15 protein-coding genes are annotated in these 16,603 nt (G+C 58.8%); all 15 read right to left on the reverse strand.

The window, feature by feature from the left end; all coding sequences use genetic code 11:
* Positions 1-10: 10 nt before the first annotated feature.
* A complete protein-coding gene (gene dapA, locus H522_RS0109025) occupies positions 11-898 on the reverse strand; it encodes a 4-hydroxy-tetrahydrodipicolinate synthase (protein WP_026962051.1) in 888 nt (295 codons plus the stop codon).
* A 22-nt stretch (positions 899-920) separates the two neighbouring features.
* On the reverse strand, positions 921-2,120 hold the full coding sequence (gene dapG / locus H522_RS0109030; RefSeq protein WP_026962052.1) for an aspartate kinase: 1,200 nt from the start codon (positions 2,118-2,120) through the stop codon (positions 921-923).
* Positions 2,117-3,190 carry an aspartate-semialdehyde dehydrogenase gene (locus H522_RS18570; protein WP_051344102.1) on the reverse strand — a complete coding sequence of 358 codons (1,074 nt, stop codon included), beginning with the start codon at positions 3,188-3,190 and terminating at the stop codon, positions 2,117-2,119. The genes dapG and H522_RS18570 overlap by 4 nt, the downstream gene beginning before the upstream one ends.
* Before the next feature lie 34 nt (positions 3,191-3,224).
* Positions 3,225-3,839, reverse strand: coding sequence for a dipicolinate synthase subunit B (locus H522_RS0109040; RefSeq protein WP_026962053.1), 615 nt, complete (start codon positions 3,837-3,839; stop codon positions 3,225-3,227).
* Between the two features lie 12 nt (positions 3,840-3,851).
* The gene (gene dpsA / locus H522_RS0109045) at positions 3,852-4,727 is read right to left on the reverse strand and encodes a dipicolinate synthase subunit DpsA (protein ID WP_026962054.1); all 876 of its coding nucleotides are present in this window, start codon (positions 4,725-4,727) and stop codon (positions 3,852-3,854) included.
* A 197-nt stretch (positions 4,728-4,924) separates the two neighbouring features.
* Complete coding sequence (dut, locus tag H522_RS0109050) at positions 4,925-5,392, reverse strand: dUTP diphosphatase (RefSeq protein ID WP_342664394.1); 468 nt, start codon at positions 5,390-5,392, stop codon at positions 4,925-4,927.
* A gap of 8 nt (positions 5,393-5,400) precedes the next feature.
* The gene (locus tag H522_RS0109055; protein ID WP_026962056.1) at positions 5,401-6,654 is read right to left on the reverse strand and encodes a M16 family metallopeptidase; all 1,254 of its coding nucleotides are present in this window, start codon (positions 6,652-6,654) and stop codon (positions 5,401-5,403) included.
* Positions 6,655-6,736: 82 nt separating this feature from the next.
* Complete coding sequence (locus H522_RS18575; protein WP_051344103.1) at positions 6,737-7,669, reverse strand: polysaccharide deacetylase family protein; 933 nt, start codon at positions 7,667-7,669, stop codon at positions 6,737-6,739.
* Between the two features lie 129 nt (positions 7,670-7,798).
* Positions 7,799-9,904: a polyribonucleotide nucleotidyltransferase gene (locus H522_RS0109065; protein ID WP_026962057.1), complete on the reverse strand. Its 2,106-nt coding sequence runs from the start codon at positions 9,902-9,904 to the stop codon at positions 7,799-7,801.
* Positions 9,905-10,145: 241 nt separating this feature from the next.
* Positions 10,146-10,412: a 30S ribosomal protein S15 gene (gene rpsO, locus H522_RS0109070; RefSeq protein ID WP_026962058.1), complete on the reverse strand. Its 267-nt coding sequence runs from the start codon at positions 10,410-10,412 to the stop codon at positions 10,146-10,148.
* Positions 10,413-10,590: 178 nt separating this feature from the next.
* Entirely contained in the window at positions 10,591-11,553 is a 963-nt protein-coding gene (locus H522_RS0109075; RefSeq protein WP_026962059.1) for a bifunctional riboflavin kinase/FAD synthetase, read from the reverse strand.
* The gene (gene truB, locus H522_RS0109080) at positions 11,544-12,494 is read right to left on the reverse strand and encodes a tRNA pseudouridine(55) synthase TruB (protein ID WP_026962060.1); all 951 of its coding nucleotides are present in this window, start codon (positions 12,492-12,494) and stop codon (positions 11,544-11,546) included. The genes H522_RS0109075 and truB overlap by 10 nt, the downstream gene beginning before the upstream one ends.
* A gap of 16 nt (positions 12,495-12,510) precedes the next feature.
* A complete protein-coding gene (locus H522_RS0109085) occupies positions 12,511-13,506 on the reverse strand; it encodes a DHH family phosphoesterase (RefSeq protein ID WP_026962061.1) in 996 nt (331 codons plus the stop codon).
* Between the two features lie 4 nt (positions 13,507-13,510).
* The gene (gene rbfA / locus H522_RS0109090; RefSeq protein ID WP_026962062.1) at positions 13,511-13,870 is read right to left on the reverse strand and encodes a 30S ribosome-binding factor RbfA; all 360 of its coding nucleotides are present in this window, start codon (positions 13,868-13,870) and stop codon (positions 13,511-13,513) included.
* A gap of 70 nt (positions 13,871-13,940) precedes the next feature.
* Complete coding sequence (gene infB / locus H522_RS0109095) at positions 13,941-16,589, reverse strand: translation initiation factor IF-2 (RefSeq protein ID WP_342664396.1); 2,649 nt, start codon at positions 16,587-16,589, stop codon at positions 13,941-13,943.
* Positions 16,590-16,603: the final 14 nt, after the last annotated feature.

Consider the following 16,603-nt stretch of genomic DNA (forward strand, 5'->3'; position numbering starts at 1 on the left):
CGACGCGATGTTAGCGATCCGACAATTTGCCCAGACGGGTCAACTCACGCCGGAGTTCTTCGACGACCGCATCCCCGGCCGCCACCAATGGGAGTCGTACGCCGCCCGACGGCAAACCAAGGAGTTCCAGTGCCGCCTTGAGCGGAGACGGACTGGTCGTACGGAACAACGCCTCGAAAATCGGCAACAAGCGGCCGGACCAAGTAGCTGCCGCGCGATGATCCCCAGCCAAAAAGGAGTGAATCATCTCCTGAATCTCAAGTCCCACCACATGCGATGCAACACTGACCACTCCGTATCCACCCACAGCCATCATGGGCAAGGTGAACTTGTCGTCACCGCTGTACAGCAGAAAGTCGTCCGGCTTGCGTGCCGCAATCTCAAGGATTTGAGCGAAGTTCCCGCTAGCCTCTTTGAGAGCCACGATGTTCGGAACCTCGGCCAGTCGGAGCGCTGTATCCACATCGATATTGACCGCGGTTCGACCGGGCACGTTATAAAGCATGATTGGCAAATCCACCGCCTCAGCGATGGCAGCAAAATGATGGTAGAGTCCTTCTTGCGAAGGTTTATTGTAGTACGGGGTGACGAGAAGTAAACCATGCACGCCAAGACGCGCCGCTTCCCGTGACAGTTCAATGGACGCACGGGTGTCATTGGTGCCGGTTCCAGCCATGACGGGCACGCGGCCATCCGCGAAACGTAGCGTAGACTCAAACAGACGCAGCTTTTCCGTATGGGTTAAGGTTGGCGACTCTCCCGTCGTACCCGCCGCCAACAAACAGGTTGTGCCTGTCTCCAACAGGTGGTTGATGAGCCGCTCCAGTCCGGCCACATCCAACGCGCCGTCGGCGGTGAATGGCGTCGCCATCGCGGTTACAATCCGGCCAAAATCCACGCAATCTCACCTCAATCCAAGGCTATTTGCCCAACCCGAAGGCGCGGTGAAGGGCTTGAACCGCCGCTTCCATATCCTTTCCATGAACCAAACACCAAATCGTCGTGTGAGAATCCGCCGATTGTAGGACTTCAATCCCTTCATCCGCCAACGCTCCAACAATCCGAGCCATCACCCCTGGCACACCTGCCATGCCAGCCCCCACCGCCGACACCTTGGCACAGCCTGGAGTCGTATCCGGCTTAAGGCCCATCTCCCGCAGAACCGCAAGCGCCTTTTCCGCCTCCGCATCCGGCACAGTGAAGTGAATCCGGCCAGGCGCGACGGAAATGAAGTCGACACTGATGCCGTTTCTCGCCAGAGCCTCAAACACCTGGTACCGGGCCAAGGCCCCCTCTAAGCGAATCTGCGTTAAATGGGGTACGTGCGCGACTCCCGTCAGCAGCCGGTCCGAGACGGCTTCATTTTCCAAGACTGCAGCCGCAGAAGCCACAAGCGTTCCCTCATCATCCGAGTGCGTGCTGCGCACTCGAATCGGAATGTTTTTTTGCATCGCAATTTCAACCGCCCGCGGGTGAATGACTTTCGCCCCCTGGTAGGCCAGATTGCAGATTTCCGTATAGGTGACCTGCGGCAAGAGGCGCGCGTTTTCCACAATCCGCGGATCGGCCGTCATAATCCCCTCGACATCGGTAAAAATATCGACGAAACGCGCATCCAAGGCGACGCCAAGCGCGGTTGCCGTGGTATCGCTGCCACCGCGCCCCAATGTGGTGACATCCCCGCTCTCCGTGACACCCTGAAAGCCAGCCACCACCACGACCCGGCCCTGCTGTAGGTGCTCTCGAATGAGGTCGGGCTGAATTTTGAGGATACGAGCCCTCCCGAACTCGGCCGTCGTAATGATGCCCGCCTGCGCGCCAGTCAAGACCGTGCTCTCGTGACCCCGGCTGCGCAGTAGATTGGCAAAGACCACCGCGGAGATCAGTTCCCCGCACGACATGAGCAAGTCGAGCTCACGCGGGTCAGACTGGTGACGATTCGGAACAAGTTCCAGCAACGTGTCGGTCGCGTACGGATCGCCACGTCGGCCCATCGCCGACACCACGACCACCACTTGGTAGCCATCCGCCAACGCAGACTCCACGTGGCGGGCCGCCGCCAAGCGGCTTTCCTCGTTGGCAACCGAGGTGCCGCCAAACTTTTGCACAATCAACTTCATGCCAAGAGTGCCTCCACATGCCCATCCTTTGGTTGACGATTCGGGTCCAGTCCCACGAGCAATTCGGCAATCTGAACGGCGTTCCAAGCCGCCCCTTTGAGCAAATTGTCGGCTACAACAAACATCAGGATGGACCGGTCATCCGCCAGTCCGCGGCGGATGCGCCCGACGTAGGTCTCGCCTGTTCCAGCCGCCATGCGTGGGTGCGGAAAGACGTTACCGGCGGGATCGTCCACTAAGACAACGCCCTTCGCATGCGCGAGGCGCTGCCGGACTTCCTCCGGCGTGACGGGTCTTGAAAACTGCAATTCGACCGCTTCCGCGTGTCCGTACAAGACCGGAACGCGGACGGCAGTCGGGCTGACACGGAGACCCGGCAGCCCTAAAATCTTACGCGACTCATTGACCAACTTCATCTCTTCCCGCGTGTAGCCGTCCTCGACAAATACGTCACACTGAGGCAGGACGTTGAACGCCATCGGGTAGGTCGTCTCCTGTCCATGCACCGGGAACAACGTCTTTTTTGTCTCGTTGGGGCCCAGAGCGACTTCCTCCATCAGTGCGTCAATCGCCTTCTGTCCCATGCCGCTCACCGCCTGGTAGGTCGTCACGGTCAGCCGTTCCAGCCCCAAGTCCAACAACGGTTTGACCGCCACCACCAACTGAATGGTCGAACAGTTGGGGTTTGCAATAATCCCCTTGTGTCGGAACGCGTCCTCAGGGTTGACCTCGGGAACCACCAAGGGGACGTCCGCCTCGAGACGGAACGCGCTGCTGTTGTCAATCACAACGGCGCCTTGCTGGACGGCCAGCGGCGCGAAGTCTCGACTCGCGCTCGCGCCTGCGCTGAATAAGGCAATGTCTACGCCGCGAAACCCCTCTTCGGAGGCCGCCTCCACCCGGACCGGTTGACCGCGAAACGTCAAGGTCGATCCGGCCGAACGCGGCGACGCTAAAAGCCGCAATTCCCCAACCGGAAAGTCTTTGCGCTCCAAGGTATCTATCATTCTACGGCCGACTGCGCCGGTTGCACCGAGTACAGCCACACAGTAACTTTGCTTTTGTTGCACGTTTCTCCGACTCCTTGTCCCGCAGCCACCCCCCTCAGGGCGCCGTCGGCGGCCGCTCTTCACGCCAACGTTCAATCAACAGCGGCTGCAGTTGTTTTTTCTCGAGAGCGGCTTGGCAAGTCTCTGGAATCAACCGCATCTGGGCCACTAATGAATTCATTTTAACATGAGGCGCATCCTGTCCGAATGGAACAAAGAAAATATTTTTCGTATTGATGAGTTTCGCCAGGTTGAATAGATTGAGTCCCAAACCGTCATTAGTGGAAATGGCGAGAATCACAGGCCGGTCATTGCGCAAGGTCGACTTTGCCGCCATCAACACGGGCGAATCCGTATTCGCATTGGCCAAACGGCTCAAGGTGCTGCCGGTACAAGGCGCGATGACCAGACAGTCCAGTCGTTTACTCGGCCCCAGCGGCTCGGCTTCGGGAATCGTGGTGATTCCTTTCTGACCGGTGACCTGTTCAATCTTTTCCGCCCATTGTCCCGCTTCACCAAACCGGGTTGCCACCGACATCACACTGTTCGAAAAGATCGGCACGACTGTGACCCCCATGCTGACCAACCGCTCCACCACCGGAAACACTTCCGCGTACGTACAATGGGACCCTGTCACCGCAAAACCAATAGTCTTTCCCCGCAAATCCACGCATAGCCCTCCTCAATCGGCCGCAAGCAAGCGACACAGCGTCCCGGCAATAATCCGTCCCGCTGTCTTTGGGGCGACCAGTCCAGGCAAACTTGGTGTGAGAATGGCCTTCATGCCCCGCCGCTCCGCGTACCGAAAATCGGTACCCCCGGGTTTTGAGGCGATATCGATGATGACCGCCTCCCGTCGCATCACCTTTAAGACCTCGGCGGTCAGGATGGGGGCCGGCACTGTGTTGAAGACGACATCCGCGTCCTGCACGGCTGCTGCCAGTCGATCCATGGCCACGGGTTCCAATCCCATCTCGACAATCCGCGCCAAGTGGGCTGTACTGCGGGCGGCCACGCGAACCTTCGCGCCCAAAGCCGCCAGCGTGCGAGCCAATGTCTGCCCGCAGCGACCGAAGCCAACCACAACCACGCCTGCCCCGTGGAGTGTAATGTCGGTATGCTGCATGGCTAGTGCGATGGCGCCTTCCGCCGTCGGAATCGAGTTGAGTATGGCTACCTCGTCCAGTTCCATCAGTTTCACCAGACGCAGTCCGGCGTTCTGACACCATTCCTCCAATACAGGCCGGGCGATGCCAGAGAACACAAAGGTTCCCGGTTTCGCGCTGCGAAACATATCCTCACGCAGGTAGATGGGCTCATCGGAAAACTGACTATCGACGCGTCCGTCGTCTTCCATTCCAGCCACCGGAAGCACGATGGCATCCACTTGGCTGAATGCCGGTTCCGCCAGCTCAACATGCCGGGTATCCGGAAAAGCCCGAGAGAGATGGTTAAACCCGATGAGTTCTACACTAGCGTCCGATTCAATCACTTGCGCGATGACCTCGACCATCCGCGCATCGCCACCAATAAACAAGACTTGCCGGCCTGTCAGCATCCGCACTCGCCTCCTTTCCGCAAGCGGATCGATGCAATCTATGAAGCAAAGCCCATCCCGGTGCATGCTCCAAGAAGGCGCAAAAAAGCCCGCCTCATAGCTTGTCCGCTGCAACGCGTCAAGCGTGAAGTCGGGCTAATAGTGTTGTCCGGGCACGCATTTATAGCCTTTTTGGCCGTTTTGTTCGATATCCTGTTTCAGTCCGGCTGCGGACGTACCCCCGTCGAGCCGAATCCTCTTTCACCACGCGCCGTCTCCGTAAGCACATCCACCGCCTGGAAGACCGCCCGATGAATCGGTGCAAACACCACCTGCGCAATCCGATCCCCGGGTTGAATCACAACGGGAGAATCCCCGAAATTGCAGAGCAGGACGAGGATTTCCCCGGTATAATCACTGTCGATGACGCCGACTCCGTTCGGCAGCGCCAAGCCGTGACGCCAGGCTAAGCCGCTGCGGGCGTAGATCAGCGCGACGGTAGACGGACTATCCAGCTGAATCGCAATCCCAGTGGGAACCTGGACGCGTTGACCGGGAGCCACCGTCAGCGGCGAGGGTAAGCATGCGTGCAGGTCCATGCCAGCTGCCCCATCCGTAGCATACTTGGGCAGATATTCCGGACGAAAATGCGGGGAAACCACTCGATATTTTACACTGAAGTCCATCATCGAACTCACCCTACCCAACGCTGCAACCGCTCTTCGCTGACCGGTCCCACTGCGGCTACGGCAAACTTATGGGTCAAGAGCTGCTCGGCGATGGCTTTGACGTCCGCCGCCGTCACCTGGTTGATTCCGGCGAGAGTTTCATCCAACGGCACCTCGCGTCCCAACAGCAACTCGTTCTTGCCGAGACGGCTCATCCGACTGCTCGTGCTCTCCAAGCTGAGCATGATTGAACTTTTCACCTGTTCCTTACCCTTTTGCAGTTCCCCGTCCGTCAAGCCCTTTTCCGCGACCTCTTCACAAATCGCATAGATGCGCTCCAACACGGTATCCAGGTGTTCCGGCGAAGTGCCGGTATAAATGCCAAACATGCCGCAGTCCTGGTAAGCGGAATGAAACGAAAACACCGAATAGGCGAGACCGCGCTCTTCGCGGATCTCCTGAAACAACCTGGAGCTGGGAGCGCTGCCTAAGGCGTTGTTCAACAGAATCAGCGGATACAGGCGGGGATCTCCGGCGGAAAGCCCTGCCGAAGCCAGACACAGATGCACCTGTTCGATGTCTTTGGTCCGCGTCATGATGCGACGATCGAACCCAGGCGCGCCAGCAGGCAAGGCGCGCGGCGGATCAACAGCAAAAGCGCGGCCAAACAACGCCTGCGCCGCTTGAACCGCCTCGTCTTGGCCGATATTCCCGGCAATCGCAACGACCACCTGTTCTGGCCGGTAGTGATGGGCCATATACTGCAGCAGGTCGTCCCGTGTAAAGGACTGTAAATTCTCCTCGACGCCCAAGATGGTGTAGCCGAGCGAGTGTTCATGATATGCGGCCTGCGCGATGAGATCCATCACGAGTTCATCCGGTGTGTCCTCGTACATTCGAATCTCTTCGATAACGACCTTTTTCTCCCGTTCCATCTCGTCGTGCGCAAACTGAGACTCAAAAAACATATCCGCCAACGTTTCAATCGCCGTATGAAAATGTTCGTCTAAAACTTTCGCATAGAAACACGTGTATTCTTTCGATGTAAAGGCGTTGACGTGGCCGCCGATTTCATCGAACCTCATCGCCAACTGCTTCGCCGACAGACGCTTGGTCCCTTTGAACAACATATGTTCTAGAAAATGACTAATCCCGTTATTGCTCTCTGTCTCAAAGCGCGATCCGGTCCCTATCCAAATGCCCATACTGACCGAGCGCATCGTCGGAATTTCCTCGCCGACCACACGCACTCCATTCTCCAACACGACTCGATACGTCACCAGCGCAGCCTCCCTGGAGTCAAAGCGCCCGATGATCCGGACGCCTGCATCTGCCAGCCTAACTATAACAGACGGTTCATCTTCATCTCAACAAATCCGGAGGAGTCGTGGCTGGCTGTTCATGGACAAGGTCATCCACGGTCTTTAGGCTATACCCCTGTTCACGCAGGCCACGGATAACCGCGGGCAGCGCCTTGGCCGTAGGCTGGGTCGGGTGCATCAAAAGGAGCATGCCAGGTTCCGCCAACTGTACGGCCCGACGCTCAATTTCGGCCGCAGGCGGCCTGCGCCAATCAACCGTATCCACCGTCCAGAGGATGGTATAACCCCCATGTTGACGCGCCAGATTGACAAATCGCTGATCATAGCTACCTGCTGGAGGGGCAAATAAGTCGACCTGAGCTCCGGTCGCACGCCGGATGACCTCTCTGGAACCTTCAATCTGGCGAACAAGCTGCGCGTTAGACAATTTGCGAAAGTCGGGATGGCCGCTGCCGTGGCTACCGATGTCCATACCCGTATCGCGAATCTGCCGGGCTAATTGTGGGTGCTTTTCCACCCACTTCCCATCCAAAAAGAAGGTGGCCTTCGCATGCTGAGCCGAGAGAGTCTCGAGGATAGCCGGGATGTATTCCTCACCCCACGAGACGTTAAACATCAAGCAGGCCGACTTTTCTTCCTTGGGCCCCCGATAAACCGGTTCTGCCGGCAGGTCGTTCAGGCGGACGCGTGGTGGAACGGTTCTCCATACCATATGTAAGTGGCCGTCGTGGTGCGCCTCGGACGCCTTCACACTTTCCGCCACATCCAATTTCCACCCACAAAGGCCTGGCACGGCATGCCACACCCTATCCAACCGCGCGTTGACTGGCGCGCGTCCCCAGCGCTCTGCGACGGTTTGCAATTCCGTTTGCACATCCTTGCCGCCTGTCGCTCTGTATGCGGGGGCCATCCCGGTCAGCAACCAGCCACTGATGCCGACGGCGAGAAGCCAACGCCAGGTTTCATGACGCATGTTCATCCCTCCAGGGTTCGCGTGGTTAATCCCACGTTATCTTTTCCCGAACTGAAAAAAATCCCCCCGATTCCCCGGAAGGATTCTTTTGCCGAGATATTGTTGGAGGTTGCCTGGCCACCCGTGGGCTCAGTGACTGACCATGCTGCCGGACTGCTGGCGGTCTCGCAGGACCTCTTTGCGCGAGAGATTAATCCGCCCTTGGCTATCGATTTCCGTAACCTTTACCGTAATCTCATCCCCGACCTTGCATACGTCCTCCACCTTGCCGACTCGGCCGATATCCAACTGAGAAATGTGAACCAGCCCTTCTTTGCCGGGGAGAATCTCGACAAAGGCACCGTACTTTTCGACCCGGGTGACGCGCCCGACATAGGTGGTGCCGACCTCGACCTCACGGACAATGTCGAGGATTTGTTGTTTTGCCCGCTGCGCTCCGTCCGAATCCACACCCGAAATAAAGATTCGTCCATCCTGTTCGATGTCGATCTTGACGCCCGTGTCCTCGATGATTTTGTTGATCACCCGGCCGCCAGGTCCTATCACGTCGCGGATCTTCTCCGGATTGATACGGACCGTGATGACGCGCGGCGCGTAGCGGGACAATTCCCGCCGCGGCTGCCGGATGGCCTCGAGCATTTTCTCTAAGATAAACAGCCGCCCTTGGCGGGCCTGTTCCAACGCTTTTTCCAAAATCTCACGCGTGATGCCAGAAATCTTGATATCCATCTGTAGCGCGGTGACACCTTTGGCCGTGCCGGCAACCTTAAAATCCATGTCGCCCAGGTGGTCCTCAAGCCCTTGGATGTCGGTCAAAATCGCGACCTGCCCATTCTCCTCGACCAATCCCATGGCAATGCCCGCCACCGGTGCCTTAATCGGCACACCGGCGTCCATCAAAGCCATCGTGCTCCCGCAAATACTCGCCTGCGAGGTCGATCCGTTCGACTCAAGAACCTCCGAAACAACCCGAATCGCATACGGAAATTCGTCCGGGGGTGGAATCACGGGGTCCAATGCGCGTTCTCCGAGCGCCCCATGCCCGATGTCCCGGCGGCTGGGCGCACGCAAAGGCCTCGCCTCGCCCACGCTGAACGGCGGGAAGTTGTAGTGATGCATGTAGCGGTTGGACTCCTCCAGGTCCAAGCCATCCAGTATCTGCTCGTCGCCCAGCGCCCCCAACGTACAGACGGAGAGGGCCTGCGTCTGGCCGCGGGTGAACAGTCCGGACCCGTGCGCCCTCGGCAGCAAGCCGACTTCGCAGGAAATTGGACGAATTTCGTCCAACTTACGCCCGTCGGGACGAATGCCCTCATAAATGATGGCGCGCCGGACTTCCTCCTTGAGGATGTCGTGCAGCACCTCATCGATATCCTGCGACTGCTCGGGAAATTCTTCGGCCAGTTGCGCCTGCACCTGCTCTCCGACTTCGGCGACCGCCGTCTCGCGCGCCTGCTTGTCCGGGTTACGGACCGCCCCTTTGATGGCTTCCGTTGCCAATTCACGCACGCGCTGTTCCAATTCGGGGGGCACAGTGTGCAGTTCGACCTCTCGTTTGGGTTTTGCCACATCCTCGGCAAAGGCCTCAATCTCCGTGATAATCTGCTTCACCGTTTCGTGCCCAAAGAGAATGGCCTCCAACATTTCCCTTTCTGGAACCTGATTGGCTCCGGCCTCCACCATCACGATGGCGTCCTTGGTGCCAGCGACAGTTAGGTGCATATCACTTTTCTCGCTTTGCGCGACCGTGGGGTTGATAACCAATTGCCCGTTTACCCGTCCCACAATCACCCCGCCTATCGGCCCGTCGAACGGGATGTCGGAGATTGTGAGCGCGGCGGATGTCCCAATCATGGCCGCGATTTCAGGCGCGCAATCTTGGTCTACCGAGAGCACCATCGCCACGACCTGAACCTCATTCCGGAACCCTTTGGGAAACAACGGCCGGATTGGGCGGTCAATCAGACGGGATGCCAAAATCGCCTTTTCGCTCGGACGCCCTTCCCGTTTGATAAATCCCCCAGGGATTTTTCCGACAGCGTAAAAACGCTCTTCATAGTTGACTGTCAACGGAAAAAAATCCAGCTCTCTTGGCTCCTGCGATGCGGTCACGGTAGCGAGGACCACCGTATCCCCATAGCGAACCGTCACCGCCGCTGTAGCCTGTTTCGCAAGCTTGCCGGTCTCCAGAATACACTTTCTGCCCGCAAGCTCGAACGCGTGCTGCTTTACCATACCCTTCGAAAATCCCCCTTCATACCTGCATCAGACCAGGCTAATCGGATAAATTCGGCTCTATGTATAGCATTTCCTCCCCCCATAGACCTCAGCCCTGCGAGGACGCACGGACAGCCGCGTACCAGGGGGAGCTTCTATCCAAACCTATGTGCAGGAGGTGATTGGCTGAGCTCTGACCCAACCCGGACACATACTTTCCATATAAACAAGGCGGGCCGAAGCCCGCCTCAATTTCCGCTTACTTACGCAGGCCCAACGCCTGAATCAGCTCACGGTAGCGATTGATATCCTTCTTCCGCAGGTAGTTCAACAGATTTCGGCGGTGGCCAATCATCTTGTACAAGCCACGACGTGAATGGTGGTCTTTCTTATGCACGCGGAAGTGTTCGGTCAAATCATTGATGCGTTCGGTCAAAAGGGCAATCTGCACCTCTGGAGAACCCGTATCCGATTCATGGGTGCGGAATTTCTCCACGATCTCACGTTTACGTTCATTGGTCAACACGGATGTATCCCTCCACATGCGGCCGCCAGAACCCTGTACCGAAGAAGGCGCCTGGAGGAAGCGGCAATCCGCGGCACAGTTCGTAGGAGCGGCGTACATTTGTCATACCATTTCAGGATAGCATAAATGCGAGTCTCGGGCAAATCGTTCGCGAACCCTTCGCGAATCGTTCGAGGTCTTAGTCAACCCCTACACCCAGCATCTCCTTGACTTGCTCCACGTCTCTCGCAATCTGCGCGCGCAGTTCGTCCAATCCGGAAAACTTGCGTTCTTCGCGGACGCGGCGTAGGAAAGACACACTCAACGTACGCCCATACAAGTCTTCGTTGACCCCAAACAGATGCACCTCGAGGCGAAACTCACGCCCGCCCACCGTGGGACGGAAACCTGCGTTCAGGACCCCAAACCAATTCTGGCTGCTCATCCGGGGATCTTTCGCGTCTGTCGCTTCATCCCATTCAACCGAGACTGCGTAGACCCCTGCGGCCGGCAACACGTAGTCGTCGACGAGTTGCAGGTTTGCGGTCGGAAAACCAATCGTCCGACCCCGCGCATCCCCGTGTACGACCTCTCCCTGCACGCGGTACGGTCTCCCCAACAGCGCCTCGGCCGCCTCGACCCGGCCCGCGGCGAGGTGTTCGCGAATGTGGGAACTGCTCACTTTCAATCCATTTTCTTCCACATGATCGATCACGGAAACCGGAATCGCAAACTGCCCACACAACCTTGCCAGGTCACGAACATCCGCCTTACCGCCCTGGCCGAAGTGGAAGTCCGCCCCTACGACCACCCGCCGTGGCCGCAGCGGAACCAAATGGTCCCTAACAAACGCCTCCGCGCTGGTTTGGGCATACGTCTTCGAAAACTCGACCATGTATAGGCTGTCCACCCCGAGGCGAGCCATTTGCCGCACCTTCTCAGCATACGGGGTCAGCGACGCTCGGTACGCTTCATGGCCGCCAAGCACCCAGGCGGGATGTGGCCAGAGACTATACACAGCCAGTTCTTCATCCGGCTCCAATCGACGAGCCGCCTGTAGAATCGCCTGATGACCGATATGCACACCATCGAACTTGCCAATCGCAATCACGCAGGTGCGGTTTCGTACCGACGGCCTGTCCTTCACGTCAATTACTTGCATGCATGGCCCTTCTTCCAAAAAACTTTACGAGGTTGCAGCCAGGGTCTCCCTTCACGTTCCGTGAGCCGGGCCACTGCCGCCAAATCGCCACATGCAGCAAACACGGCCACCTCGTCGTCTTGCCGCAGGTTCAGGCCCCGATTTTCCGCCAATGCATCTACGGCCACCGTATCGGCCACCGCGATCGCCTGTCCGTGGGCAAGTCGGGTACAGAGTGAAGGAGCCAGACAAACCTGCGGCAACATCGACACGGCGCTTGCCATGGGCTGTAGCGCATCCGCCGGCTGATCCAGTTCCTCCCACGCCGCCAGCGAGACGGCATCTTGCAGCGAAAAAGAGCCCGAGCGAGTTCTCCGCAAGCTGCCCATGTGCGCCGGAAAACCCAGACGCTCTCCCCAGTCTCGACACAACGCACGAATGTATGTGCCCTTTGAACAAACGACCCGAAATACGGCCCGGCCCACCGGCCCTGGAAAAAACGCGAGCACCTGAAACTCTAAAATATCCACGTGACGCACCGGTAGGTCTGGTACCTCCCCGCGGCGCGCCAATTGATACGCCCGCTGGCCTTCAATATGTACCGCTGAATAGGCGGGCACTCGTTGGTCATAGCCACCGACAAACTCGGCTGCAGCCGCTTCCACCGCCGGCTGTTCCAGACGCGTCGCGTCCATGACATCTGTCACAGAACCACTGGCATCGTCCGTATCGGTCGCCTGTCCGAACACCACCTCGCCCACATACTCTTTCTCCGCCGCCACGGCGTACTCAATCAGCCGCGTGGCATCGCCTACGCAGAGCACAAGCACACCCGTGGCGTCCGGATCGAGCGTGCCGGCGTGTCCCACCTTACGCGTATGCAAACGTCGCCGCACACGACTCACCACATCATGCGACGTCATGCCGGCGGGTTTATCAATGACAAGCACTCCGTCTATCATATCTTCGGTCTCTCCATCACTCTTCGCCGAGCGCGTGAATGACCGATTCGGTCACCCGTTCCATAGCCTCGGCCAACGGCCCATCTAAGGTACAACCGGCAGCCCGGATGTGCCCACCTCCCCCAAACTGCTGGGCAATCGCGGCCACATCCACCCGGCGCTTGGAGCGCAGCGATACTTTCACCCGGCCGTCCGCAGTCTCGCGAAACAAAAGACCGACCTCAACCGTATCCACGCTGCGCGCAAAACCGACCAGCCCCTCGGCATCGTCGTCATTCGCGCCAGCCTCCGCCAGCATCTTGCGCGTCACATACAGCGTCGCTAGACGCCCCTGATGAAGCACGCGCAGGTGGGCAAGCGCAGCCTTAAGCAGACACATCTGCGGCCACGTCCGCGACTCGAGCGCCGGTTCCGCGATATCGTAAGGCTGCACCCCACTGGCCAATAAAACCGCTGCAATCTCGTGCACCTCACGTGTGGTGTTGGGCAGCGAGAAGCCACCGGTATCCGTCAATAAGCCGGTGTACAAGCAGGTGGCCAATTCGACCGTCAACGGCAGCCCCAACTGACGCGCCACGTGATACAACAACTCACAGGTTGCGGCTGCCAGCGGATCGACATAATTTGCCACTCCGTAGCGTGGATTCGTCTGATGATGATCGATGTTCACAATCCGCGCGTCCTTGGCCACATACGCGTTTAACGCGTCAAACCGCCCTCGGTCCGCGCAGTCCACCGCGACAATGTGCGTAAATTGTCGATCCGCCTGGGCCTGCGCCACCTTTGCCCGCGCGAATCCGGGCAGGTAGGAAAAGCGGCGAGGCATCGGCTCCGCGACCAGCAAGCGCCACGATTTGCCGAGTGTGGACAACATCTGCGCTACCGCGAAGGCACTGCCTAACGCGTCACCATCCGGGCGCTCGTGGGTAACAATCAGCCAATCGTCACCCTCGCTTAAAACCTTTGCCACTTGCTGCAAATCGGCCGCTTGACGCGGGGCCGGACTCCACATATACTTACGCCTCCCCTTGCGATTCCTTCCTCAACTCCCGCAGCACACTCTCGATGCGGGCGCTGTATTCCCCTGATTCATCTAAGCGGAAGACCAGTTCCGGGGTGAGCCGTAAGTGTAGCCGGCGAGCCAACTCACCACGCAAGTAACCGGCCATCCGGGTTAACGCGGACAGCGTATGATTCTTGGCCTCCTCGTCCCCCAAGACACTCACGTAGGCCTTCACATGCTGCAGGTCCCCCGCCACCTCAACCCGGGTAAGCGTGGCAAAACCCACTCTCGGGTCTTTCACATCGGTGCGCAGCAAGTCTGCCAATTCCTTTTTCATCTGCTCCGCAACACGCTCCGCACGCAAACGAGCCAATGTTTTCCGCCTCCTTCATTAGACAGAGGCGGCGGAAACAACTCCCGCCGCCGGGGGAGTCCAACATCGACTATTGTTTCTTGACGGCTTCCATCTTAAAGGCCTCAATCACGTCACCGACCTTGATGTCGTTGAAGCGCTCGAGCGTCAAGCCGCATTCAAATCCTTGCAGCACTTCGCGCACATCATCCTTAAACCGCTTCAGGGAGTCGAGGGCGCCTTCGTAGACCACCACGCCATCGCGGATGACACGCGCCTCGGCATCCCGCGTCATCTTGCCGTCGGTGACGTAGCAGCCGGCCACCGTGCCGACACGGGAAATCTTGAACACTTCCCGCACCTCGGCGTGGCCGAGAACCACCTCTTGAAATTCGGGGTCCAGCATGCCCTTCATGGCCGCCTCAAGTTCCTCGGTCACGTTGTAAATCACCCGGTATAGGCGGATGTCGACCTTCTCCGCTTCAGCGACACGTCGAGCATTCGCATCGGGCCGCACATGGAAACCGATGATGATGGCGTTCGACGCCTTCGCCAAGAGCACGTCGTTCTCGTTGATGGCCCCTGCCCCTTTGTGAATAACCTTGACGCGTACGCCCTCAACATCAATCTTCTCAATCGCCCCGACGATGGCCTCGACCGAGCCCTGCACATCCGCCTTGACCACGACATTGAGCTCTTTGATGTCGCCCTCCTGAATCTGCCGATACAAATCATTGAGGGTGACCCGCGACGATTGTTCCATTTGCGCCGCCCGTTCCCGATTCAGCCGCTTTTGCACCAGGTTTCTCGCCGACCGTTCATCGTCATAGACGACAAACCGATCACCCGCACTCGGGACGTCACCCAATCCCTGAATCTCTACCGGGGTCGAAGGACCGGCTTCCTTAATCCGTTTGCCCAAATCGTTGACCATGGCTCGGATGCGCCCGTAGGACGTCCCCGCGACCACAATTTGTCCGACGCGCAGCGTCCCATTTTGCACTAGGACCGTGGCCACGGGCCCGCGTCCCTTATCCAGCTTCGCTTCAATCACCGTCCCGCGCGGACGCGCGTCTGGATTGGCCTTCAACTCCTGAATGTCCGCCACCAGGAGCACCATCTCCAGGAGCTGGTCGAGGCCTTCCCGCTTAAGGGCAGAAATCTCGACGAAAATGGTATCGCCGCCCCACTCTTCGGGCACCAATTCGTACTGTGTCAATTCTTGCTTGACGCGATCCGGATTAGCCCCTGGCTTATCGATCTTATTCACGGCGACAATAATCGGCACATTGGCGGCCTTCGCATGGTTAATCGCCTCCACCGTCTGCGGCATGACGCCGTCATCCGCCGCGACGACGAGAATGGTCACATCGGTGACCTGCGCCCCACGCGCGCGCATTGTGGTGAACGCTTCGTGCCCCGGCGTATCGAGGAAGGTAATCTTCCGTCCATCCACCTCCACCTGATAGGCGCCGATGTGTTGGGTGATCCCCCCTGACTCCGAAGCCGCGACACGGCTGTGACGAATGGCATCCAGGAGCGTGGTCTTGCCGTGATCGACGTGACCCATAATTGTGACAACTGGCGGGCGTGGACGCAGGTCTTCCGGATTATCCTCCGTCACCAGCATATCCATGGCCTCTTCATCCACGGGTTCAACGACTTCTAGTTCGACCCCAAACTCGCCGGCAATCAGCTCCATCGCATCCGTGTCAATCTCCTGGTTGATGGTCGCCATAATGCCAAGGAACAAGAGCTTTTTAATAATCTCCGAGGCCTCGCGGTGCAAAAGCTTCGCGAACTCGCCGACTGACATCGGCCCCTCGACTGTCACCTTACTTGGCAACGGCTGCCGGTTGCCACTGTTTCCGCGCCGCCGGGATCCACCTTGACGCTGCAAAAGCTTCTCCTCGTTAAACTGTTCCTTGCGGTCAAACTGGTCCTTCTCTGGGCGTTCTTTGTCCTTGCGTCCGGTTACCGGTTTATTCTGATTGGCCGCGACGGGTGCCGGCGGAATCGCCGTCGGACGGCCAAAGCCACCACCCGGCCGCCCGCCTGGACGCCCTCCAGGCCGGCCCCCGCGGGCACCTGAGTTTCCGCCTGGGCGTGGGCCGCGACCGCCACTGCGGTCCTGAGGTCGGTCTCCAGAGCGACGATCCGGCCGCCCGCCGAAACCGCCGTCGGGACGGCGTCCGCCCCGGTCATCACGCCGCTCCTCGCGCCGTTCTTCACGCCGACCGCCCTCCGTTCGCCCCGGGTATCCACCTGCTGGCCGGTTTCCGCGTGCGGCTGCAGGCGCTCCTCCCGATGGCCCGCCAGCGGCGGGACCCCGATTTTGCGTCCCGCCATCCCCGGCACCCGTAGGACGAACCGCCCGCTCTGGTGCAGAGCGGGAATTTTCGTCCCGAGACCGAACCGGCGCACCTTGTGCACGTTGGGCGTGTTCGGTGCCGCGATTGGATGGAACGCTACGCGACTCGTGCCGATGATGCCCACCAGACGCTTCACTCTCGCGGCGTGCCTCGGCTTGCGCCTGTTGCCGGGCGGCGCGTTCACGATTGCGCTGTTTCTCCCGCAGTTCCCGCTCCACTTCGCTGGCGTGCCGCTCTGCCGCACGGCGTTTGACGTCGCGGAAGAACTGCTCCACTTTCTCCACCATCTCGTTGTCCATCACGCTCATATGATTGGCCACCGGCACATCCAACCGGTTCAAAATGGTGATAATTTCTTTACTCGACATGTTCAGCTGTTTCG

This window comes from Alicyclobacillus herbarius DSM 13609 (assembly GCF_000430585.1).
GTDB classification, from domain to species: Bacteria; Bacillota; Bacilli; order Alicyclobacillales; family Alicyclobacillaceae; genus Alicyclobacillus_G; species Alicyclobacillus_G herbarius.